Source organism: Escherichia sp. E3659, from assembly GCF_005781135.1.
GTDB lineage: Bacteria > Pseudomonadota > Gammaproteobacteria > Enterobacterales > Enterobacteriaceae > Escherichia.
The window spans coordinates 179,730-200,293 of the sequence record NZ_VATQ01000006.1; the positions used below are offsets into that span (position 1 = coordinate 179,730).

Here is a 20,564-nt window from a genome sequence, read left to right on the forward strand (position 1 = left end):
CGTTTAACAAAGAATTAAATAGAGGCTGCGGGTTGCAGACTGACTTTGATGTCAGCTGGTGTCGCGTAATAAGGCGCGGAAGTAATAAAAAGGCGAATGCCGCAGTCGAGGTAATTTTTGAGTGTCGTCAGATTAATTCCGCCGGTCAGAGCCAGCGTGCAGTGGGGAGCCAGCGACGGCGCTATTTGCGCAATTTCAGTTGCCTGCTGCGGACTAAATTTGTCGAGCTGAAGTACGTCTGGTTGCGCGTGTAACGCGGCGATAGCCTCTTTCGGCGTGTCGGCTTCAACAACAATTTTCTTCTCGGGGGCGTGGCGACGTAACTGAGCGATTGCGCCCGACCAGTCCTGATTGTCAGCAAGAAAATGACGGTGGTTGGCGAACAATAATATGGTTTCCGCACATCCGGCACGGTGAATCAGCCCGCCAGCGGCAATGACAGCTTGTGTTGCCAGCAACCGGGTTCCAGGGATAGCTTTTCGGGTGCAGGCGATATTGCCGTCAGGATAACGTTCACGAAGCAACGCCAGCATTTGAGCGAGATAATCTGAGACGCCGCAACTCCACTCCAGTACGTTCTGGACCGCTTTCCATCCCTGATGAAGTGCTGCAGCGTCGCCGTAGGCTTGGATCAGCCGCTGACCTGCATCCGCTTGTGAACCGTCGCTGACCGCGTCATCAATGGTTAACCCCAGCGTGGTTAACATCTTACACGCGAGAGAAACGCCGCTGACGCAGCCGCCCTGGCGGTGAAAAAACTCAATATAGCCAGGCTGGTGTCCAATATTTAATGCCCGCGTGGTCAGGTCACCGCCCTGGATATCTTCCAGAAGTAACGCATCGATTTGTGCCTGAGAAATGAAGATCATCGCAGTGCCTCCGGCGGCACGCTATCCCACCAGATGAGCGCCCAGTCGCGGCTGGCAGGGGCGAGGGTACGAGCATCTTGTTGTTGATACCAGCGATATAACCGCTCACGCTCATCGTCGTTAAGCGTGCCAAGACTCCAGCTGACATTCTGCTCAAAACGTTCCCAGGTGCTGTTATCCTGTTGGCAATTTTGTCCACGGATAAAATCGACGTGAGCATAAATTCCCATTTGATACAGGACGTTGAGCGCAAAGATATAGTTGGGTAATTCGATCACTTCCCGACCTGCCGCCCGCTGAATGGCCGGGGAGACGAACGAGGTGCTGACCAGATGAGTGGTGTAGACGCGCAGCCGTGCCTGATTATTCAGTTTGCTCATTGCCTGGCGCATATCAGCCACCAGTGTGGATCGGGAAGCCACGGCAATATCGCAGCGTGGCAGGTCGCTCCAGTCCTCTTCCCAGGCGCGCTGGATCCAGTGGACATTGTCTGCCTTCAGCGCGGCGGCGCGGCGGGCGGCAACGTTCAGCATCCCCTGACTGTAATCAACGCCATAAACCGTAGTGAGTTTGTCAGCCAGCGCCAGCGATACGGTGCCAGGTCCGCAGCCCATATCGAATAAGGTCTGCACGCCTTGCAGGTCAATTTTAGCGATCAGTTGTTGCAGGTAGCTGTCCGTTGGCGAGGCGCAATTTTCAGCCATTTTCTCCGCCCGTTGATCCCAGTGATCGGGCGTTTTTTCTGTGCGGTGAGCCAGTTTGAGTTGCTGCAGATAAAGGTCTGCAAAATCAATATCATCAATGAGCATGATTGTTCCTTAGCGGCTAATTGCAGAGAGGTGATGATGAATTTGGTCGGCAGAAACCCGATACAGGGCCGCCAGTTTGTTCGTTGTTAACTGTTCGGTCGGTAAGCCTTGTGTTACTCGTCCATCTGGCTCTACCTGGATAATGCTGTCGGCAATGGCGTTGGCATGGAGCGGATGGTGAGTCGACATTAACATTGTCATGCCGTTATTTTTTAGCTGCGCCAGCGTGTCCAGAAGTTGGATCTGATGACCGAAATCGAGGCTGGAGGCGGGCTCATCCAGTAACAACAAGCGCGGTTGTTGGACGAGTGCACGGGCGATTAAAGCCAGCTGGCGTTCACCGCCGCTAAGGGTATTCCAGCGTCTTGTCGCCAGATGCAAAATACCCAGCTTTTCCAGTTGTTCCGTTGCTTTCAGGCGTTCTTGCTTACCGGGAACGGAAAAAGCGCCCATGGTGGGGGCCAGGCCCATCAACACCATATCCAGCACACTGAAAGCAAAAATACCGTCGTGCGCCTGCGGTACCCAGGCAATTGCTTGCGCGCGCTGGCGATGGTTAAGTGTCTGAACAGGGATGCTATCCAGTAAGATCTCGCCCTTTAATAACGGTATAACGCCAAGAATGGAGCGCATGAGCGTGGTTTTGCCGCAACCATTGGCGCCAAGCAGACAACAAATTGTTCCTTGTGACAGGGCGAAGGAAACGTCACTTAGCACCGGATGGCGGGAGTAACCCAGAGACGCATGACGGACGGCAAGCAAAGTCACTGGCGACCTCCGCGTAACAACAAAAGCAGGAAAAACGGTGCGCCAACAAAAGCGGTCAGAATGCCGAGCGGGATTTCTGTTGTCCCAATGCTGCGCGCCAGCGTATCGGTGAGCAGGAGCAGAATCGCGCCAGTACACATTGCCATAGGCAACTGTTGCTGATGGTTATGACCGGTCAACAAGCGGGCAATGTGCGGAACGACCAGACCAACCCAACCAATAATGCCCGCTATTGCTACCGTGCTGGCGGTGATTAGTGTGGCGCAGACAATCAATCCTAATCGCAGACGCGCAACATTCAGCCCCAGCGAGCGGGCTTCGTCATCAGAAAGCGTGAGTAAATTCATGCGCCAGCGGAGGAATAGCAGAGGAACGGAGCCAGCCAGAATGAGCGGTGCCGCGTAGTAAAGGTCGCGTAAGGTTACCGTAGACAGGCCACCGAGTAGCCAGAAGGTAATCGAGGGCAACTGGGTATAGGGATCGGCCAGCGTTTTAATTAGCGATATCCCCGCTCCACACAGCGTTCCTAACGCAATGCCGACCAGCACCAGCGTGAGCACCGGATCGTGACGAGTCACCCGACATGTAATCAGCCAGACGCCTGCGACCACCAGCAGACCGCCGCAAAATGCATAGAGTTGGATGTAAGCTATCGATAATCCCCACAGGATTGCAGCGCAGGCACCAAGTCCGGCACCGGCGGAGACGCCTAAAATATCCGGTGAAACTAAGGGATTACGGAACATACCCTGATAGGTGGTTCCGGCGCCTGCCAGCGCAGCGCCCAGTAACAACGCCGCCAGAATGCGCGGCACGCGGATTTGCCAGAAGACAATTTGTTCCTGCACAGGAACATCTTCTTGACGAAGAATTAGCGCCAGCAGTTGCTGTATATCGAGATGATAAGCCCCATTTACGGCGGCAAAAGTGATACTGATAGCTGCCAGCAGCAGAATACATCCGTTCGCGGTTCTCATTAGCTCGCCACCATTTTTTGATAGTCGGCGTCACTTAATGGGCAATGCCAGAACAGTTGAGCGTAACGTTGCATATCGTTTTTAAACTGACTGTTGACTGCGGGATCCAGCCAGGCGTGGAGTCTGCGCAATCCCAGAAGACGGTTGATTCCCGGCGGGGCATCCAGCCAGCCGAAAGGCAAGCCACTCAAAAACAGGATGCGATGTTCCGCAACGGCTTTTACGCCCTGCCAGAGAGGATCGTTACGGATAAAGTTTGCAGTCACAGTATCCTGAACCAGAATAATATCCGGCTGCCAGCGCAGTAGATTTTCCATGGAAACCTGTGCCAGGCCGTGGCGATCGGTTATTTGCGCGACGTTGTGCAAACCTAATAATTCCGCCGCCTCGGTATGCAACGAACCCTGTAAGCCCGTTTCCAGCCCTCGGGGACCGCGCGCAGCATAAAAGCGGAGGTTAGCGGCGGGTGAGGTGGCGAATGCCTGAGCTTCACCAACGAAGCGGCTGGCGAGATTGGCTTGTTCTGCGGCGCGGTGCTCTTCGCCTAACGTTTTGCCCAGCGTTGTTAACTGTCCTGCCGATTGCTCCAGTTTTCCGTTAAGCAATAACCAGGGGATTTGTGTCTGTTCGCTAACCTGCCGTGCCTGGGAGAGCCAGGTTTCATCCGTATTGCCACAATCAACGACCAAATCGGGCTGCAATGCCATAAGCCCTTCCATTGAAAGCGAACTGGCGCGTCCGGCGAGTCGTCCAAGTTTAGGTAAATGACGTATTGCCGGAGTTAATGGAATTGCCGCCTCGCGAGCAAAGTCAAAAGAAGAAAAACCGACCAGTTTTTCTGGCGCGACAGCCAGCAAAAGCAGATCGGCAGGCGCACCGGCACTGACAATACGCGTAATTTTTTTGGCTTCAGGAAGCGTCAATGAGGCCCAGAATTTAACTGATTGTGCAAAGGACGGCAGATGATGCAGGAACAAGGTAGACGCAAGAGCCTGCGTAAACATCCGTCTGGTTAGTGACATAAGTAATATCCTGACAATTAAAACCGCTATATATTTACATATACATCGGTAAAGATCATGTTTGATGTCAAGATTTGTCTAAAGAAACAGAGTGATCTGCTTATTTGCTAAACAACGCTTTGTTCAACAAGAAAATTGTCAGGGAGAATGCGTGAGTGGCGGGAAAATATAAATAGAAGAGTAATGATTAATAAATTGAGAATGTAAAATTAATATCTTCTCTGATATAAGAAAATTAAGACATAGATCGTATAATAATCGATGTTTGGTTTTTCGTGGAAAAAAAGAGCAATGCCAATTTTATGCGCACAATGGCATTGCCCGATATACAGTAAAGTTAAGACGTAGGTTCCGCCTCTTTTTGTTTCACCGGCGGTGTGGTTGATTTACTGGTCGGACGCGTTGCCGGAACGTTGTCACACGGTTGCTCTTTCGGGCAGATCAAATCGAGCATTTTCAGCGTGACGCCATTGGTCCAGCCAAAGCCATCCTGCAACGGGTATTCGCCACCGCCACCACCTGTTCCGGTGGTACTGACATCATATTTCTCGACCAGCTTCTTCTCCCGGTCATAAGTGTGCTGAACATTGGTCAGGAAGTGCCAGCTAATGTCCATCGCCACCTCGTTCTGCCCGTAGTTTTGCAACCCTTCTGTCGCCACCCATTGCAGCGGAGCCCAGCCATTTGGCGCATCCCATTGCTGTCCACTTTTCACCGATGTGGTGTTAAGTCCGCCTGGTTGTAACAGATGTGTTTTAGTGGCGGTAGACATTTTGATCGCGCGATCTTTTGCTGCTGCATTAACATAAAGCGGGAACAGGGCGGCGGCAGTTAACTGATTGCGCACTTTATCGCTCTTCAGGTCGTAGTCGGCATACCAGCCATGTTGATCGTTCCACAGGTATTTTTCGATCCCTTTCTGACGGGCATCGGCGAGTGTTTCATATTGGCTGGCCATCGCGTTATCCCCGGCTGCTTTACTGGCGCGGGAGAGGATTTTCTCCATTTTATACATCAGACTATTGAGATCGACCGGTACGATGCTGGTGGTGCGTAATGTATTTAACTGCTGCGGGTTGTCCATCCAGCGTGAGCTGAAATCCCAGCCAGACGCGGCGGCAGAACGCAGATCGCGGTAAATTTCAGTGGCAGGGCGGTTCGGGTTGCTTTTGGCGGTGGCAATATCTTCTACCCACGACTCCGGACGTGGCGTATCGTGGTCATCCCAGTAGCGGTTAAGAATAGTGCCATCCTTGAGTTTAACAACGCGCTTTTCCTGTTGTCCGGCCTGCAGGTTTTCAATACCGTCCATCCAGTACGCGTACTCTTTTTGCAGTTGCGGCAGATATTGTTTCAACGCGTCGTCACCTTCGTGTTGCGCGAGTAACTCCACCATCAAGGAAAAAAAGGGCGGCTGCGATCGGCTCAAATAATAGCTGCGGTTACCGTTTGGAATATGCCCATAAGTATCTATTTCATGACCAAAGTTGGCCACCATGTCCGCCACTTTATCCCAGTGACCGCTTTCGGCAAGCCCCAGCATGGTGAAGTAACTGTCCCAGTAATACACTTCGCGAAAACGTCCTCCCGGCACGACATAGGGTTCCGGTAACGGCAACAGAGAATCCCATTTCTCGGTACTTTCGGTAGAACGGGTTAACACCGGCCAAAGTCCGTCAATATGTTCGCGCAGTGACTGCCCCTTTGGAGGCACATATTTCTCTCCCTCTTTCGGCAGGGTAAAATTGACGTTAACGAAATGGCGCAGATCGAACCCGCTCTGATTCTGCTGCATCCGGTAGTCTGCGAGGATCATTAATGGATCGCTGTTAGGAATGGCATCGGCAAAAGTTTTTTGATCAGGAAAAAGTTTGGCGTTTTGCACATCGTTAAACAGAGGGCCTAACAAAATATCAGGCGATTGTGGCATCACCGGTGTTTCTTCTGCCTGTGCAGATAGCGCGGCGGCACACAATAATACGGCAGCAGGTATTAACGCCACTTTCTGCGAGCGACGAGGGACAAGTGGTTTCATCAATCATTCTCCTTTGGCGATACCGAACAAAACGGTATTCAAGTATCAGAAAACCTTAGTTCAGGATCGCCGTAAGAGCATGATTGAAATCTTTTTCTGCGAACTGACAGACAAATCTGATTTAACTCTGATGCGTGAAGCGTTGTGCTTTTACGTCCAGCGTTAACGTCTCTTCAGGTTGAATCGCATACAGCTTCTCTCCCTGCTGGCAAATCCAGCCAATGCCCAGTTCACGGGCAATTAGAGCGCTGTGGGATACCGGACTTCCGGCACTAAGGCAGATGCCCTTCACGACTGTCGGATCCAGTTGAAGTACCGTGGAGGGATAAATGTTCTCCGCCAGTAAAATGGTTGGCGCGCTAAACTGAGGGAGTTCTTCTTTTGTCTGTGTCAGGTGGAGCAGGGTGCGATGCAGAAGATCGTCCACATCAATATAGCGAGCCTGCAAATATTCATCATCAATCTGCTGGTATTGCTGGCTAAGTTCTTTAAGAACCTGCTGCCAGGCATACTCCGCCGTGCAATGTTCATGCTGAAGGAGTTCGCTTGCCGCTACCAGCAGTTCAGGATCGTCTAATAGTGTATGGTGACCGGAAAAAATTGCTGCGATATCGTCGAGCCCGCTTGCTTCTGCCTTTGCCGTTAACGTCATCAGATCTAACAACGTGAAGTCAATTGCCTGGCGTAACCGTTCCTGTTCTTCTTCCACGCTCAGTGATGATTTCGCCTGTACTGTGCATAAAACCGGTTGGTAATAAAAGGCTTTGCCTGTGACAGGCGGAACTGGACGCAGAGTTGGCGGTGCTATCTCTTCCATTTCACCAAAGTTATCTTCAGCCAACTGGCGAAAAGCGACCAACGCCTCTTCAGCCTCTGGCCCTTTTGCAATTAGGCGCAGCGTATCGTTACAGCGGACTTGTAACAGCGCAATCTGGTTAATACTCTCCGGTGTTACGCACTTACCGTTTTTCTCCAACAACATGTCTGCATTAAATGTCGATAAGGTATAGACCAGTCGGGAGGCTGGACGGACGTGGAGTCCGTTACGGTTTTTAATCACCACTGCCAGAGAACGGGCTTCTTCATCGTGCGAGGGGCATATGTCGGAGATTTCAGTAGCGGATGATGGTAAACCCAGTTGTTCTCGTTTGGCTTCCAGCGCATGCATGGCGTCATGGATGACTTTGTCGATATCCGCCCCCGAGGTTGCGCTGACGGCGGCTGCTAACGTTCCTTCGACCAACGGTGCAGCGCACAAACGTACTCTCGCGGCGATCTCTGGCGCAAGCAATTCCAGTGCGGTTTCTGCACTCAATAACGCACTCCCCATATCCATCATGACCAACACATGGTCGGCATCGGCAACGGATTCGATGGCTTCCATCACTTTGACGGCATCTGTACCGATGGGATTCTGCGGATCGTCAATTCCTGCGGCAATGGCGATTTTACAACTATCGCCCATTAACATCTGGCGAGCTAATTCACCGACACCTTCTCCCAGTCGGGCGCTATGTGAAACTATGACCAGGTTTACCATCACCAATTCCTTACTCTTTTGCGGCTAACGCCAACATTTGCATCATAAACATCACGGAGGTTGCACCAGGATCCTGGTGACCAATACTGCGTTCACCGAGATAACTGGCGCGGCCTTTGCGGGCTTGCATCGTAATCGTGCTTTGTGCGGCGGATTCCGCGACGCGACTGGCGGCTTCGAGCGCCACCGGAACAGAAAGGTTTTGCTCACTGGACTGGCGTAACGACTCAACCACTGGCCCCCAGACATCGCACATGGTTTTATCGCCTGGTTCTGCTTTCCCCCGACTGATTACGCCGTCTGCGCCATCACGAAACATCTGATAAAGCTCTATCAACGTCAGGCTTTGACGTGCCTGAGTTGCCTGTGCCGCACGGATAAAGAACGTACCGAACAGTGGGCCGCTGGCACCGCCGACGCTGGAAAGCAACGTCATGCCGGTATTCTTGAGAATGAAACCGATGTCTTTATCCGCGATGGCAGGGAGTTTTTCCACCACTTTGCTAAAGCCACGATTCATATTCAGCCCGTGGTCAGCGTCGCCGATTTCACGATCCAGCCCGGTAAGATAATCGCTCTCTTTGCTGAAAATTTCTCCACAGCGAGTGAGCCAGGTAACAATTTGAGTTCTGCTCAGTGACATGGTTATCTCCTTATTTACCCCAGTTAAGCGCCGGGGTGTGGACCGGGGCGTCCCATAACGCCAGCGTTTCGTCATCAACTTTCAGCAAGGTGATGGAAAAACCGGTCATGTCCAGTGAGGTGCAGTACGCGCCGATTAAATTGTGCTCGATAGTCAAGCCAGCTTGCTGGCAACGCGTGGTCAGGCGGTTATAGACGCCATACAGTTCAGAAAGCGGTGTCGCGCCAAGATTGTTGACCAGCGCAATCACTCGATCGCCAGACTGAAGCGGTTGTTTAGTTTGCGTCTCTTCCTGCCAGCTACCTTGTCGATAATCCCAGAAGCGCAGCGTGCGGTGGTATGTGCCATTTTCCAGCAGCGTGTCGAACATTTCATCGACAGTTTGATCAAGAGAGGAGAAGGGGCGGCGGTCAATACCCGGCTCACCATGAATGCCGACACCAAATTCCATTTCATTATCTGCCAGCGTAAAAGAAGGTTTGCCTGCAGCAGGAACGGTACAGGCACCGAGGGCGATACCAATAGAGTGGCCCTGATTGTTCAACTTACGCCCCAGTTGTGCACAAGCCTCCAGCGAGTCGCCGCGTTCTGCCGCTGCGCCAACAATTTTTTCAATTAATACTGTATTAGCAACGCCGCGCCGCCCGGCGGTATAAAGACTGTCTTTTACTGCAACGTCGTCATCAATGACCACGGTGGTCACTTTTACGCCGCTATCGTGCAGTAATTCGGTCGCTGTTTCGAAGTTAAGAATATCGCCGGTATAATTTTTGATAATCAGCAGTACACCTTCGCCACCATCGATTTGCATGGCACATTCAAAAATTTTATCGGGCGTCGGTGAGGTGAAAATTTCGCCCGGACACGCCCCTGATAGCATACCCTGGCCAATATAACCACAGTGCATTGGTTCGTGTCCGCTGCCGCCGCCCGACAATAACGCCACTTTTCCTGCAATTGGCGCATCGGCTCGGGTGACATACACCGGGTCCTGATGCAGTGCCAGCGAAGGATACGCTTTCGCCAGTCCCGCCAGTTGTTCGTTCAGTACGTCTTGCACATCATTGATCAATTTTTTCATTATTTTGCTCCAGCAATTAGGGTAGGGCATGGATGATGTTCAACGACACGGCGACCACTGACTGCCGGTAAATCCATTGTGCATCAGGCGGGAGAAAAGAAAATTAACCCAAATTATGTTTCATAATGAAACATATGCTTTAATAAATGTTCCATAACGGAACCATGCCGAATCTGGATAAGTAAATTTGCGATGCGGAACACCTTTTTGTCATAAGGGCAGCAAATATGAATGACGGTTTTAACAACCAGCAACAGAGCGTATCTCCCTTGATAGCAGCATCCTGGGAGCGATGCCGCAAGCTGATGAAACGGGAGTCATGGAGCGTACCGCATCAGGCTCGGGGCGTGACATTTGCTTCTATCTATCGGCGTAAGGAAGCGATGCTGGCACTCGGGCAAGCGGCACTGGAAGATACCTGGGAATATATGGAATCGCGGGCGTGTGGACTGTTCATCCTTGATGAAACCGCCTGCATCCTTAGTCGTTATGGTGATCCGCAAACGCTGCACCAGCTTAGTGTCCTGGGATTCAATGACGGCACGTATTGCGCAGAGGGAATTATTGGTACTTGTGCGCTATCGTTAGCGGCTATCTCCGGTCAGGCAGTGAAAACGATGGCCGATCAACATTTCAAGCAGGCGCTATGGGATTGGGCATTTTGTGCAACGCCACTGTTTGACAGCAAGGGCCGATTAACGGGAACGATAGCGCTGGCGTGTCCGGTTGAGCAAACCACCGCAGCCGATTTGCCGTTGACGCTGGCAATTGCGCGCGAGGTAGGCAATTTACTGCTGACAGACAGTTTACTGGCTGAAACAAATCGGCATTTAAATCAGCTTAACGCCTTGCTGGAAAGTATGGACGATGGCGTGATTAGCTGGGATGAGCAGGGTAATTTGCAATTTATCAATGCCCAGGCGGCGCGTGTTTTGTGTCTGGACGCGACGGCAAGTCAGGGAAGGGCGATCACTGAGCTATTAACGCTACCAACCGTATTGCAACAGGCAATAAAGCAAGCTCATCCCCTCAAACATGTGGAAGCGACTTTTGAAAGTCAGCACCAGTTTATTGATGCGGTCATTACCCTTAAACCGATAATTGAAACGCAAGGGACCAGCTTTATTCTGTTGCTCCATCCGGTAGAACAGATGCGGCAGTTGATGACCAGTCAATTAGGAAAAGTCAGCCATACCTTCGCTCATATGCCACAGGACGATCCGCAAACCCGCCGGTTGATCCATTTTGGCCGCCAGGCGGCGCGCAGCAGTTTCCCGGTGTTACTCTGTGGAGAAGAAGGCGTTGGCAAAGCACTGTTAAGCCAGGCCATTCACAATGAAAGCGAGCGTGCGGCGGGTCCCTATATCGCGGTTAATTGCGAGTTATATGGCGATGCGGCGCTGGCGGAAGAATTTATTGGTGGCGATCGCACGGAGAATGAAAATGGTCGTCTGAGTCGGCTGGAACTGGCACATGGCGGCACGTTGTTCCTTGAAAAGATTGAATATCTGGCGGCAGAGTTACAGTCTGCGTTGCTCCAGGTTATCAAACAAGGCGTCATCACAAGACTGGATGCGCGGCGTTTAATACCTATTGATGTCAAAGTGATTGCCACTACAACAGCAGATCTGGCGATGCTGGTGGAGCAAAATCGCTTTAGTCGTCAGCTTTATTACGCGCTTCATGCATTTGAAATTACCATCCCGCCTTTACGGATGCGGCGCGACAGTATTCCGGCGCTGGTGAATAACAAATTGCGCAGTCTTGAAAAACGCTTCTCTACGCGTCTGAAAATTGATGACGATGCGCTTACTCGCCTGGTTTCTTGCGCATGGCCCGGCAATGATTTTGAACTTTACAGCGTCATCGAGAATCTTGCGCTGAGTAGCGACAACGGACGCATTCGTGTCAGTGATTTGCCGGAACACCTGTTTACTGAACAGGCGACAGATGATGCCAGCGCTACACGTCTTTCTACCAGTCTGTCATTCGCGGAAGTTGAAAAAGAAGCAATTATTAACGCGGCCCAGGTGACTGGCGGACGTATTCAGGAAATGTCGGTTTTACTCGGGATTGGTCGCACGACGCTGTGGCGAAAAATGAAGCAATACGGCATTGATGCAAGTCAGTTTAAGCGCCGTGGATAGCGGGAAAGTAGGCACTCTCCCGCGTATGACTTGCTAATTAATAGCGACCATGACTGCCATGTTTTGGCCCACCATTTGAAGGTGGCATTGGCTTACCGGAAGCCGCAGGACCACGCGGGCCATCGTTGTGGCGGTGATGATGGTGAGGGACACAAGCACTTAACAGGCTCGCGAAGACAATTGCTAACAGACTGAAGGTAAATGTTTTTTTCATGACAAACTCTTGAACGGTTAATGCACTGTGATTGTTATCACATAAAAGCCGTATTGTTAATATTGCCAGGAGTCTGATTATGAGTTTCGGTAACTCAGAATTGAAAGAAGCAGCGTAGCAGGCGTAAAAAAGCCATTATGTGCGACTCACATAATGGCTCGTTATTAACCGCCAGGATATTACGCGGAATTAGACGTTGAACAGGAAGTTCATCACATCGCCATCTTTAACGATGTAGTCTTTACCTTCTGCACGCATTTTGCCCGCTTCTTTCGCACCTTGTTCACCTTTGTAAGTGATGAAATCTTCAAACGAGATGGTTTGTGCGCGGATAAAGCCTTTTTCAAAATCGGTGTGGATTTTGCCAGCAGCCTGTGGCGCAGTTGCACCAACCGGAATGGTCCATGCACGCACTTCTTTCACCCCAGCGGTGAAGTAAGTTTGCAGATTCAGCAGTTTATAACCAGCACGGATCACACGGTTCAGGCCCGGTTCTTCCAGCCCCAGTTCCTGCATAAACTCGTCACGTTCTTCGTCGTCCAGTTCGGCAATGTCTGCTTCAACAGCAGCACAAACCGGAACCACAACAGAACCTTCTTTCGCCGCGATCTCACGTACCTGGTCAAGATACGGGTTGTTTTCAAAACCGTCTTCGTTGACGTTGGCGATGTACATCGTTGGTTTCAGCGTCAGGAAGCTCAGGTAACGAATCGCCGCTTTCTCTTCTGCACTTAAATCCAGCGCGCGCAGCATGCCTGCGTTTTCCAGCTGTGGCAGGCATTTTTCCAGTACCGCCAGCTCGGCTTTCGCGTCTTTATCGCCACCTTTGGCTTTCTTCTGTACGCGGTGAATCGCACGTTCGCAGGTGTCGAGATCCGCCAGCGCCAGTTCGGTGTTGATAACTTCAATATCGTCCGCCGGGTTAACTTTGCCGGAAACGTGAATGATATTGTCATTCTCAAAGCAGCGAACAACGTGGCCGATCGCTTCGGTTTCACGAATGTTGGTCAGGAACTGGTTACCCAGACCTTCACCTTTCGACGCGCCTTTTACCAGACCGGCGATATCGACAAATTCCATGGTCGTGGGAAGCGTACGCTGCGGTTTTACGATTTCAGCCAGTTGATCCAGGCGAGGGTCAGGCATTGGTACGACGCCTGTGTTCGGCTCGATGGTACAGAATGGAAAGTTGGCCGCTTCAATACCGGCTTTGGTCAGCGCGTTGAACAGGGTAGATTTCCCGACGTTGGGCAAACCGACGATACCGCATTTGAATCCCATGATTTAAATCACCTTAATATCTTAATAATCAACCTGTTATCACAAACAGATTGCAGAAATGGAAATAACTTTGCCTATTATACACGGCACTCGGCAAAAATGCCGCAGACAACGACTTATTGCGCTTTAAAGGCGTGCAATCGGTTCGTTGCTTTGGTCAAACCATCTGTAAACCACATTTCAGTACAACGAGCCGCTTCGTCGATGGCTTCATCAATTAACTTCTGTTCACTAACAGGTGGTTTGCCTAACACAAACCCGACAACTTTGTTTTTATCGCCCGGATGACCGATTCCGATGCGTAAACGGTGAAAGTTAGGGTTATTACCCAATTTACTGATGATGTCTTTCAGTCCATTGTGACCACCGTGGCCACCGCCCAATTTAAATTTGGCGACGCCCGGAGGCAGATCCAGTTCGTCGTGAGCCACCAGAATTTCGTCCGGATTAATGCGGAAAAAACTGGCCATTGCTGCGACGGCTTTGCCGCTGAGATTCATAAATGTAGTCGGGACTAACAGGCGGACATCTTCGCCTCCGAGGGTAACTCGCGAGGTATAACCAAAGAATTTAGCCTCTTCGCGCAGGGGAGCGCGTAAACGCTCCGCCAGTAAGTCAACGAACCAGGCGCCAGCATTATGTCGCGTTGCGGCGTATTCAGCGCCGGGGTTCGCCAGGCCGACAATCAATTTAATCGTCACGTTTTTTTGTCCTGAGTGAGTACATAACTGGCGCGTAGTTTACTGGTTGCGGCCCCGCTTGACAAAAAACAGCGTGTTAAACGCAGACAACATAATAATTGCCAGTGTCGACTATTAGAAAGTCAAGGTGTTCAGACGGTTATTTGTAAAGTTTTGTTGAAATAAGGGTTGTAATTGTGATCACGCCCGCACATAAGCCACAGGGTGTTGTCTATACTTTACACATAAGGAAGAGGGGTATTCCCTGTTACAACCCAGAAAGTTCCGGAGGTGACACATGAAACGCAAAAACGCTTCGTTACTCGGTAACGTGCTTATGGGGTTGGGTCTGGTGGTGATGGTGGTCGGCGTGGGGTATTCAATCCTCAACCAATTACCACAGTTTGATATGCCCCAGTATTTCGCACACGGTGCAGTGCTGAGTATTTTCGTCGGTGCCATTCTCTGGCTGGCGGGAGCCCGTGTTGGCGGGCATGAACAGGTGTGCGACCGTTACTGGTGGGTTCGCCACTATGACAAACGTTGCCGCCGTAGCGATAATCGCCGTCATAGCTAACAACTACAGTAGTTTGCTGACCAGTCAGTTTGCGCTGACTGGTCAATTTAATGCCTTTCTTACAGATCAGCCATCGCTGCGCTGCGATTCGGGAAGAACGCCAGACGTCCCGGAATCGGTTGAATACCGGATCGGGCCATTGTACGCAGAGGCTGGAATTCCACGTTACACACGCGCAGTTCACACCCTTCAGGCAGGCGCTTCACAAAACGCTGGAACGCATCAAGACCACCAGCATCAAGCACCGGAACGGCATCCCACTTCAGAATAACAATCCGTTTTCCTTCCAGACGTGATTCCAGGTCGGTGAACAGACCTTCAGCCGCCGCGAAAAACAGCGGGCCAATAACACGCAAGACCAGCACATCATCAGGAACGTCTACTGCCACCGGCGCCAGACGAGTCATACGGGCGATACGGCGCATAAACAGCAACGATGCCAGAACAATCCCCACGCTGATGGCAATAACCATATCAAACAGCACGGTCAGTGACATACACAGCAGCATGACGATGATGTCATCTTTCGGCGCATGACGCAGCAAGTCGACCACTTTGTGCGCTTCACTCATGTTCCACGCCACCATCAACAGCAGGGCTGCCATGGCGGACAGCGGCAGCCAGGAGAGCAGTGGTGCCAGTACCAGCAGGGCGAGAATAACCAGAATAGAGTGGATCACCGCCGAGATAGGGGAGGTTGCCCCGGCACGGACGTTAGCGGCAGAACGCGCGATGGCAGCTGTAGCGGTAATTCCACCAAAGAACGGAGCGATAATATTCCCCAGCCCCTGACCGACCAGTTCGCTGTTCGCCTTGTGCTTAGTCCCGGTCATACCATCCAGTACCACAGCGCAGAGCAGAGATTCGATCGCCCCGAGCATTGCCATTGAGAATGCCGCAGGCAGCAGGGTGCGAATAGAATCCCAGGTTAGCGTGAATTCTGAATTAGGCAGGTCCCACGGCAGCACCAGTTGCGGCAGCAGTTGCGGAATACCGTTACCCTGAGAACCATCGGCCAGAACGTAGTGGAATTGCGATCCGATGGTAGCAACATGCCCGCCGAGCAGGTTAACAATCCCCATCACCGCGCAACCAGCCAGCAAGGCCGGAAGGTGGCCAGGTAAACGAATACCCAAACGTGGCCAGAAAATCAGAATGCCCAGCGTCACGATACCAATCGCAGCATCACCCACATTAATGGTCGGCAGCGCCATAAATAATGCGCCGACTTTTTGTAGATAATGTTCCGGGACATGAGCCATTTGCAGACCGAGAAAATCTTTAATCTGCATGGTACCGATGGTGATCCCGATACCCGAGGTAAAACCTAAGGTGACGGAAACCGGAATATATTCAATCAGACGACCAAAGCGCGCCAGACCCATCAGGATCAAAAAGATCCCCGACAACAACGTCGCAACCAGCAGGCCTGCCAGTCCAAACTGTTGCGAAACGGGATAGAGAATTACTACAAATGCTGCAGTCGGACCGGAAACGCTAAAGCGTGACCCCCCCGTCAGAGCAATGACAATCCCTGCAACGGCAGCGGTATATAAACCGTATTGAGGAGCCACACCACTGCCAATTGCCAACGCCATCGCCAGAGGAATAGCAATAATCCCAACGGTTATCCCGGCAATAAGGTCACGGGTAAACCGTGCGGCAGTGTATTTTTCTTTCCAGCAAGCGTCGATCAGAGCGCGGAAAGGCATCACATGTGAGGAAAATATTTTGTTCACAATAATGTTTCATCCGTGAGCGCATCATCTGTCAACTAAATGGCAGGTGAAGGAGGCATAGGTCATACAAATGGATATTACAGACAAAAAAACCCGCCGCAGCGGGTCTTTGAGCCGGGTTCGATTAATGTTCGAACATGGCAGAGATCGATTCTTCGTTGCTGATACGACGAATCGCTTCGGCCAGCATACCTGACAGGGTCAGAGTACGCACGTTCGGCAGTGATTTGATTTCATCGCTCAGCGGAATGGTATCGCAGACAACGACTTCATCAATTACAGAGTTACGCAGGTTGTTCGCCGCGTTGCCAGAGAAGATCGGGTGAGTTGCGTACGCAAATACACGCTTAGCACCACGTTCTTTCAGAGCTTCAGCAGCTTTACACAGCGTACCGCCAGTGTCGATCATATCATCGACCAGTACGCAGTCACGACCTGCAACGTCACCGATGATATGCATCACCTGGGAAACGTTCGCACGCGGACGACGTTTGTCGATGATTGCCATATCGGTATCGTTCAGCAGCTTAGCGATAGCGCGGGCACGCACAACGCCGCCGATGTCCGGAGAAACCACAATCGGGTTATCCAGATTCAGCTGCAGCATGTCTTCCAGCAGGATCGGGCTACCAAATACGTTATCAACCGGAACGTCGAAGAAACCCTGAATCTGTTCAGCGTGCAGATCCACTGTCAGCACACGGTCAACACCGACGCTGGAGAGGAAGTCTGCAACCACTTTCGCAGTGATTGGTACACGAGCGGAACGGACGCGACGGTCCTGGCGCGCATAGCCAAAGTAGGGGATAACAGCGGTGATACGACCTGCGGAAGCACGACGCAGGGCATCAACCATCACGACTAATTCCATCAGGTTGTCGTTAGTAGGGGCACAAGTGGACTGGATGATGAAAATATCACCACCGCGTACATTTTCGTTAATTTGTACGCTGACTTCGCCGTCGCTAAAGCGACCTACAGCGGCGTCGCCGAGTGAAGTGTACAGGCGGTTGGCAATACGTTGTGCTAGTTCCGGGGTGGCGTTACCAGCAAAAAGCTTCATATCAGGCACGAGAAGAACCTCAGGCATGCGTCCATTGGTGGAAAGAATCTGCCGAAAACTGTGCGGGCCAGGCAATATTCTTTCCAGGCGGTGTATTAAAGAGCGCGATGCAACGTCTGGAACAAGGTGACGTTGTCACCGAAACTCAGCTTGCCCGGCTTAAAGCATGGCTCTGTGCAATGGGGAAAGATTGACACCTTTCGCCACAAAGCCATTGAGCCATTCCGGGGCTTGCTCTAGCACCTGGCGGGCTTCAGACTCTGTATCAAATTCAGCAAAGACACAGGCCCCTGTCCCAGTCAGGCGCGACGGGGCGTATTCTAACAGCCAGGAAAGCACCGCATCAACCTCGCGAAAACGTTTTCTTGCGATAACCTCGCAATCATTGCTGAATTCACATTTTAGCAACGTTTCTATTGACCTTTTCGCCGTGTTGCGCGGGAGTTCGGGATCTTTAAAAATCATTGGTGTAGGAATACTCACGCCAGGGTGCGCAACCAGATACCATTTCTCTGGTGGATTCACCGGCGTTAATATTTCGCCGACCCCTTCGGCAAAAGCAGCATGACCACGGACAAAAACCGGAACATCTGCGCCCAGCGTCAGACCGATTTCTGCCAACTCATCAACACTCAGTCCGCATTGCCACAGATGATTTAAAGCGACCAGAACTGTTGCGGCATTGGATGAACCACCGCCCAGACCACCACCCATAGGCAAACGCTTGTCAATGCTGATATCTGCACCACTTCCTTTCGGAAGACGCCCACTGGCGGCGGCTTTCATCAACAACCGTGCCGCGCGAACAATCAGGTTATCTTCGTGTTCCACACCTTCAACTGGCGTTAACAGGCGGATTTCCCCATCGTTGCGAAGTTCAATGCTGATGGTGTCGCCGTAATCAAGAAACTGAAACAGCGTTTGCAGCGTGTGGTAACCATCCGCACGCTGACCGGTAATGTATAAAAACAGATTAAGCTTTGCCGGAGAGGGCCACTGAGTCCGCATTATTTCACTATCCAGTTATCCATTTTTAACTTGATGCGCTGACCGCCTTCGGTGAGCTCCATGTTGGCAGGCATCGCAGGTTGCGTTTTGGTGTCATAACCGCCATATACCACTTTCCATTTTTTACCGTTCTGACTATAGGTAATTTCGCTCAGGCGGTACTGGTCGTCCAGTTTGTAGTCGGTTGCATCACCTGGCAAACCTAAAATCCACTGGCGCAAACTGTTGAGTGGAATCGGCATTCCGGTCAATTTGCCAATCATCTCTTCGGCGTCATCGGCGGTGTAACGCTGGCCTTTATTGTCCACTAACTGCACATTACCCGGCTGGGCATTCAACTCCAGTTCAGTGCTACCCAATGGGTTAGTCAGCAGCAGACGGTAGCGATCCTGGCCAGTTTGCTGCCAGAAGAAACGGGCATACACTTTTTGTTGGTCAGAAATATAGGCAAATGCACCGCGTGTCTGGTACTGATTCAGGTTGCGCACGTCTTGCTGATGCTGACGCCACTGTGGCGAATCCGGGCTTTTGCCTGGACCTTTCGGCGTCGTAACGGAACAGGCCGTGAGCACGAGAGCAGCCAGCGGTAGCAGGCGGATAAAGCGAAAATCGGGCAGGGGCATAATAATGACAAGTCCTTGAGATACGTTGCAGTTATAACCCTTAATGCTAGCGTTACCGTCAGCCATCGTCTATGTTCAAGTTGTCTTAATTGCCAGAATCTAACGGGTTTAGGCAATTACTCCAAAAGGGGGCGCTCTCTTTTATTGATCCCGCGCATCCTGTATGATGCGAGCAGACTAACCATATCAACGTTGGTATTATTTCCCGCAGACATGACCCTTTTAGCACTCGGTATCAACCATAAAACGGCACCTGTATCGCTGCGAGAACGTGTATCGTTTTCGCCGGACAAGCTCGATCAGGCGCTGGACAGCCTGCTTGCGCAGCCGATGGTGCAGGGCGGCGTGGTGCTGTCGACGTGTAACCGCACAGAACTTTATCTTAGCGTTGAAGAGCAGGATAACCTGCAAGAGGCGCTCATTCGCTGGTTGTGCGATTACCATAATCTCAACGAAGAAGATCTGCGTAATAGCCTCTACTGGCATCAGGATAACGATGCGGTCAGCCATTTAATGCGTGTTGCCAGTGGTCTTGATTCACTGGTATTGGGCGAGCCGCAAATCCTCGGTCAGGTAAAAAAAGCCTTTGCCGATTCGCAAAAAGGCCATATGAAGGCCAGTGAACTGGAGCGTATGTTCCAGAAATCTTTCTCCGTGGCAAAACGCGTTCGCACTGAAACGGATATTGGCGCCAGTGCGGTATCTGTTGCATTTGCGGCTTGTACGCTGGCGCGGCAGATCTTTGAATCGCTCTCTACGGTGACCGTATTGCTGGTTGGCGCGGGCGAAACCATCGAGCTGGTGGCGCGTCATCTGCGCGAACACAAAGTACAGAAGATGATTATCGCCAACCGTACTCGCGAACGTGCCCAAATTCTGGCAGATGAAGTCGGCGCGGAAGTGATTGCCCTGAGCGATATCGACGAGCGTCTGTGTGAAGCCGATATCATCATCAGTTCCACCGCTAGCCCGCTGCCGATTATCGGTAAAGGCATGGTGGAGCGCGCATTAAAAAGTCGTCGCAACCAACCGATGTTGCTGGTCGATATTGCCGTTCCACGCGATGTTGAGCCAGAAGTTGGCAAACTGGCGAATGCCTACCTTTACAGCGTTGATGATCTGCAAAGCATTATTTCGCACAACCTGGCGCAACGTAAAGCCGCCGCAGTTGAGGCGGAAACTATCGTTGCTCAGGAAACCAGCGAATTTATGGCGTGGCTACGCGCACAAAGCGCCAGCGAAACCATTCGCGATTATCGCAGCCAGGCTGAACAAGTTCGCGATGAGTTAACCGCCAAAGCATTAGCCGCTCTTGAGCAGGGCGGCGACGCGCAAGCCATAATGCAGGATCTGGCATGGAAACTGACTAACCGCCTGATCCATGCGCCAACGAAATCACTTCAACAGGCCGCCCGTGACGGGGATAACGAACGCCTGAATATTCTGCGCGACAGCCTCGGGCTGGAGTAGCAGTACATCATTTTCTTT

Annotated in this window: 19 protein-coding genes; 3 read left to right on the forward strand and 16 right to left on the reverse strand. The window is 51.6% G+C overall.

The window, feature by feature from the left end:
• Window positions 1-14 precede the first annotated feature (14 nt).
• The 9 genes from modD to dhaK all read right to left on the reverse strand — a co-directional run bounded on the left by modD (window position 15) and on the right by dhaK (window position 9,744).
• Window positions 15-869, reverse strand: coding sequence for a ModD protein (gene modD / locus FEK47_RS06250; protein ID WP_138183141.1), 855 nt, complete (start codon window positions 867-869; stop codon window positions 15-17).
• Window positions 866-1,678 (reverse strand): class I SAM-dependent methyltransferase, encoded by an 813-nt coding sequence (locus FEK47_RS06255; protein ID WP_135486234.1) that lies wholly within the window; start codon window positions 1,676-1,678, stop codon window positions 866-868. The genes modD and FEK47_RS06255 overlap by 4 nt, the downstream gene beginning before the upstream one ends.
• Before the next feature lie 9 nt (window positions 1,679-1,687).
• The gene (locus tag FEK47_RS06260; protein ID WP_130258892.1) at window positions 1,688-2,446 is read right to left on the reverse strand and encodes an ABC transporter ATP-binding protein; all 759 of its coding nucleotides are present in this window, start codon (window positions 2,444-2,446) and stop codon (window positions 1,688-1,690) included.
• Window positions 2,443-3,423, reverse strand: a complete 981-nt coding sequence (locus FEK47_RS06265) for an iron ABC transporter permease (RefSeq protein ID WP_130258893.1) — start codon at window positions 3,421-3,423, stop codon at window positions 2,443-2,445. Before FEK47_RS06265 ends, FEK47_RS06260 begins: the two co-directional genes overlap by 4 nt.
• The gene (locus FEK47_RS06270; RefSeq protein WP_135486233.1) at window positions 3,423-4,445 is read right to left on the reverse strand and encodes an iron ABC transporter substrate-binding protein; all 1,023 of its coding nucleotides are present in this window, start codon (window positions 4,443-4,445) and stop codon (window positions 3,423-3,425) included. The genes FEK47_RS06265 and FEK47_RS06270 overlap by 1 nt, the downstream gene beginning before the upstream one ends.
• A 337-nt stretch (window positions 4,446-4,782) precedes the next feature.
• Window positions 4,783-6,480 carry an alpha,alpha-trehalase gene (locus FEK47_RS06275; RefSeq protein ID WP_135486232.1) on the reverse strand — a complete coding sequence of 566 codons (1,698 nt, stop codon included), beginning with the start codon at window positions 6,478-6,480 and terminating at the stop codon, window positions 4,783-4,785.
• Window positions 6,481-6,601: 121 nt separating this feature from the next.
• Window positions 6,602-8,020 (reverse strand): dihydroxyacetone kinase phosphoryl donor subunit DhaM, encoded by a 1,419-nt coding sequence (gene dhaM, locus FEK47_RS06280; RefSeq protein WP_135486231.1) that lies wholly within the window; start codon window positions 8,018-8,020, stop codon window positions 6,602-6,604.
• Window positions 8,021-8,030: 10 nt separating this feature from the next.
• Window positions 8,031-8,663, reverse strand: coding sequence for a dihydroxyacetone kinase subunit DhaL (dhaL, locus tag FEK47_RS06285; protein WP_135486230.1), 633 nt, complete (start codon window positions 8,661-8,663; stop codon window positions 8,031-8,033).
• Window positions 8,664-8,673: 10 nt separating this feature from the next.
• Window positions 8,674-9,744, reverse strand: a complete 1,071-nt coding sequence (gene dhaK, locus FEK47_RS06290; protein ID WP_135486229.1) for a dihydroxyacetone kinase subunit DhaK — start codon at window positions 9,742-9,744, stop codon at window positions 8,674-8,676.
• Between the two features lie 227 nt (window positions 9,745-9,971).
• Between dhaK and dhaR the strand changes: the two genes are divergently transcribed.
• Window positions 9,972-11,891 (forward strand): dihydroxyacetone kinase operon transcriptional regulator DhaR, encoded by a 1,920-nt coding sequence (gene dhaR / locus FEK47_RS06295; protein WP_135486228.1) that lies wholly within the window; start codon window positions 9,972-9,974, stop codon window positions 11,889-11,891.
• Between the two features lie 37 nt (window positions 11,892-11,928).
• Here the strand turns inward: dhaR and FEK47_RS25070 are convergent, their stop codons facing one another.
• The 3 genes from FEK47_RS25070 to pth form a co-directional block, all read right to left on the reverse strand.
• Window positions 11,929-12,105 carry a hypothetical protein gene (locus FEK47_RS25070; protein WP_167854636.1) on the reverse strand — a complete coding sequence of 59 codons (177 nt, stop codon included), beginning with the start codon at window positions 12,103-12,105 and terminating at the stop codon, window positions 11,929-11,931.
• 189 nt (window positions 12,106-12,294) lie between these two features.
• Window positions 12,295-13,386: a redox-regulated ATPase YchF gene (ychF, locus tag FEK47_RS06300; RefSeq protein ID WP_000505866.1), complete on the reverse strand. Its 1,092-nt coding sequence runs from the start codon at window positions 13,384-13,386 to the stop codon at window positions 12,295-12,297.
• Between the two features lie 116 nt (window positions 13,387-13,502).
• The gene (gene pth / locus FEK47_RS06305; protein WP_000152933.1) at window positions 13,503-14,087 is read right to left on the reverse strand and encodes an aminoacyl-tRNA hydrolase; all 585 of its coding nucleotides are present in this window, start codon (window positions 14,085-14,087) and stop codon (window positions 13,503-13,505) included.
• 277 nt (window positions 14,088-14,364) lie between these two features.
• Here pth and ychH point away from each other — a divergent pair, with 277 nt between their 5' ends.
• Window positions 14,365-14,643, forward strand: a complete 279-nt coding sequence (gene ychH, locus FEK47_RS06310; protein ID WP_064528711.1) for a stress-induced protein YchH — start codon at window positions 14,365-14,367, stop codon at window positions 14,641-14,643.
• 59 nt (window positions 14,644-14,702) lie between these two features.
• Here the strand turns inward: ychH and dauA are convergent, their stop codons facing one another.
• The 4 genes from dauA to lolB all read right to left on the reverse strand — a co-directional run bounded on the left by dauA (window position 14,703) and on the right by lolB (window position 19,076).
• A complete protein-coding gene (gene dauA, locus FEK47_RS06315) occupies window positions 14,703-16,382 on the reverse strand; it encodes a C4-dicarboxylic acid transporter DauA (RefSeq protein WP_130205665.1) in 1,680 nt (559 codons plus the stop codon).
• Window positions 16,383-16,506: 124 nt separating this feature from the next.
• Window positions 16,507-17,454, reverse strand: a complete 948-nt coding sequence (gene prs, locus FEK47_RS06320; RefSeq protein ID WP_001298109.1) for a ribose-phosphate diphosphokinase — start codon at window positions 17,452-17,454, stop codon at window positions 16,507-16,509.
• 150 nt (window positions 17,455-17,604) lie between these two features.
• On the reverse strand, window positions 17,605-18,453 hold the full coding sequence (gene ispE, locus FEK47_RS06325; protein WP_135486227.1) for a 4-(cytidine 5'-diphospho)-2-C-methyl-D-erythritol kinase: 849 nt from the start codon (window positions 18,451-18,453) through the stop codon (window positions 17,605-17,607).
• Window positions 18,453-19,076 carry a lipoprotein insertase outer membrane protein LolB gene (gene lolB / locus FEK47_RS06330; protein ID WP_130205669.1) on the reverse strand — a complete coding sequence of 208 codons (624 nt, stop codon included), beginning with the start codon at window positions 19,074-19,076 and terminating at the stop codon, window positions 18,453-18,455. The genes ispE and lolB overlap by 1 nt, the downstream gene beginning before the upstream one ends.
• 213 nt (window positions 19,077-19,289) lie before the next feature.
• On the opposite strand from lolB, the gene hemA reads away from it, so the two are divergent.
• Entirely contained in the window at window positions 19,290-20,546 is a 1,257-nt protein-coding gene (hemA, locus tag FEK47_RS06335) for a glutamyl-tRNA reductase (RefSeq protein WP_130205671.1), read from the forward strand.
• Window positions 20,547-20,564 lie beyond the last annotated feature (18 nt).

What these genes read in the sequence shown, in the direction of transcription:
- modD (WP_138183141.1), bottom strand. Translation starts at nt 869, where the DNA reads ATGATCTTCATTTCTCAGGCACAAATCGATGCGTTACTTCTGGAAGAT.
- FEK47_RS06255 (WP_135486234.1), bottom strand. Translation starts at nt 1,678, where the DNA reads ATGCTCATTGATGATATTGATTTTGCAGACCTTTATCTGCAGCAACTC.
- FEK47_RS06265 (WP_130258893.1), bottom strand. Translation starts at nt 3,423, where the DNA reads ATGAGAACCGCGAACGGATGTATTCTGCTGCTGGCAGCTATCAGTATC.
- FEK47_RS06270 (WP_135486233.1), bottom strand. Translation starts at nt 4,445, where the DNA reads ATGTCACTAACCAGACGGATGTTTACGCAGGCTCTTGCGTCTACCTTG.
- FEK47_RS06275 (WP_135486232.1), bottom strand. Translation starts at nt 6,480, where the DNA reads ATGAAACCACTTGTCCCTCGTCGCTCGCAGAAAGTGGCGTTAATACCT.
- dhaM (WP_135486231.1), bottom strand. Translation starts at nt 8,020, where the DNA reads ATGGTAAACCTGGTCATAGTTTCACATAGCGCCCGACTGGGAGAAGGT.
- dhaL (WP_135486230.1), bottom strand. Translation starts at nt 8,663, where the DNA reads ATGTCACTGAGCAGAACTCAAATTGTTACCTGGCTCACTCGCTGTGGA.
- dhaK (WP_135486229.1), bottom strand. Translation starts at nt 9,744, where the DNA reads ATGAAAAAATTGATCAATGATGTGCAAGACGTACTGAACGAACAACTG.
- dhaR (WP_135486228.1), top strand. Translation starts at nt 9,972, where the DNA reads ATGAATGACGGTTTTAACAACCAGCAACAGAGCGTATCTCCCTTGATA.
- FEK47_RS25070 (WP_167854636.1), bottom strand. Translation starts at nt 12,105, where the DNA reads ATGAAAAAAACATTTACCTTCAGTCTGTTAGCAATTGTCTTCGCGAGC.
- ychF (WP_000505866.1), bottom strand. Translation starts at nt 13,386, where the DNA reads ATGGGATTCAAATGCGGTATCGTCGGTTTGCCCAACGTCGGGAAATCT.
- ychH (WP_064528711.1), top strand. Translation starts at nt 14,365, where the DNA reads ATGAAACGCAAAAACGCTTCGTTACTCGGTAACGTGCTTATGGGGTTG.
- ispE (WP_135486227.1), bottom strand. Translation starts at nt 18,453, where the DNA reads ATGCGGACTCAGTGGCCCTCTCCGGCAAAGCTTAATCTGTTTTTATAC.
- lolB (WP_130205669.1), bottom strand. Translation starts at nt 19,076, where the DNA reads ATGCCCCTGCCCGATTTTCGCTTTATCCGCCTGCTACCGCTGGCTGCT.
- hemA (WP_130205671.1), top strand. Translation starts at nt 19,290, where the DNA reads ATGACCCTTTTAGCACTCGGTATCAACCATAAAACGGCACCTGTATCG.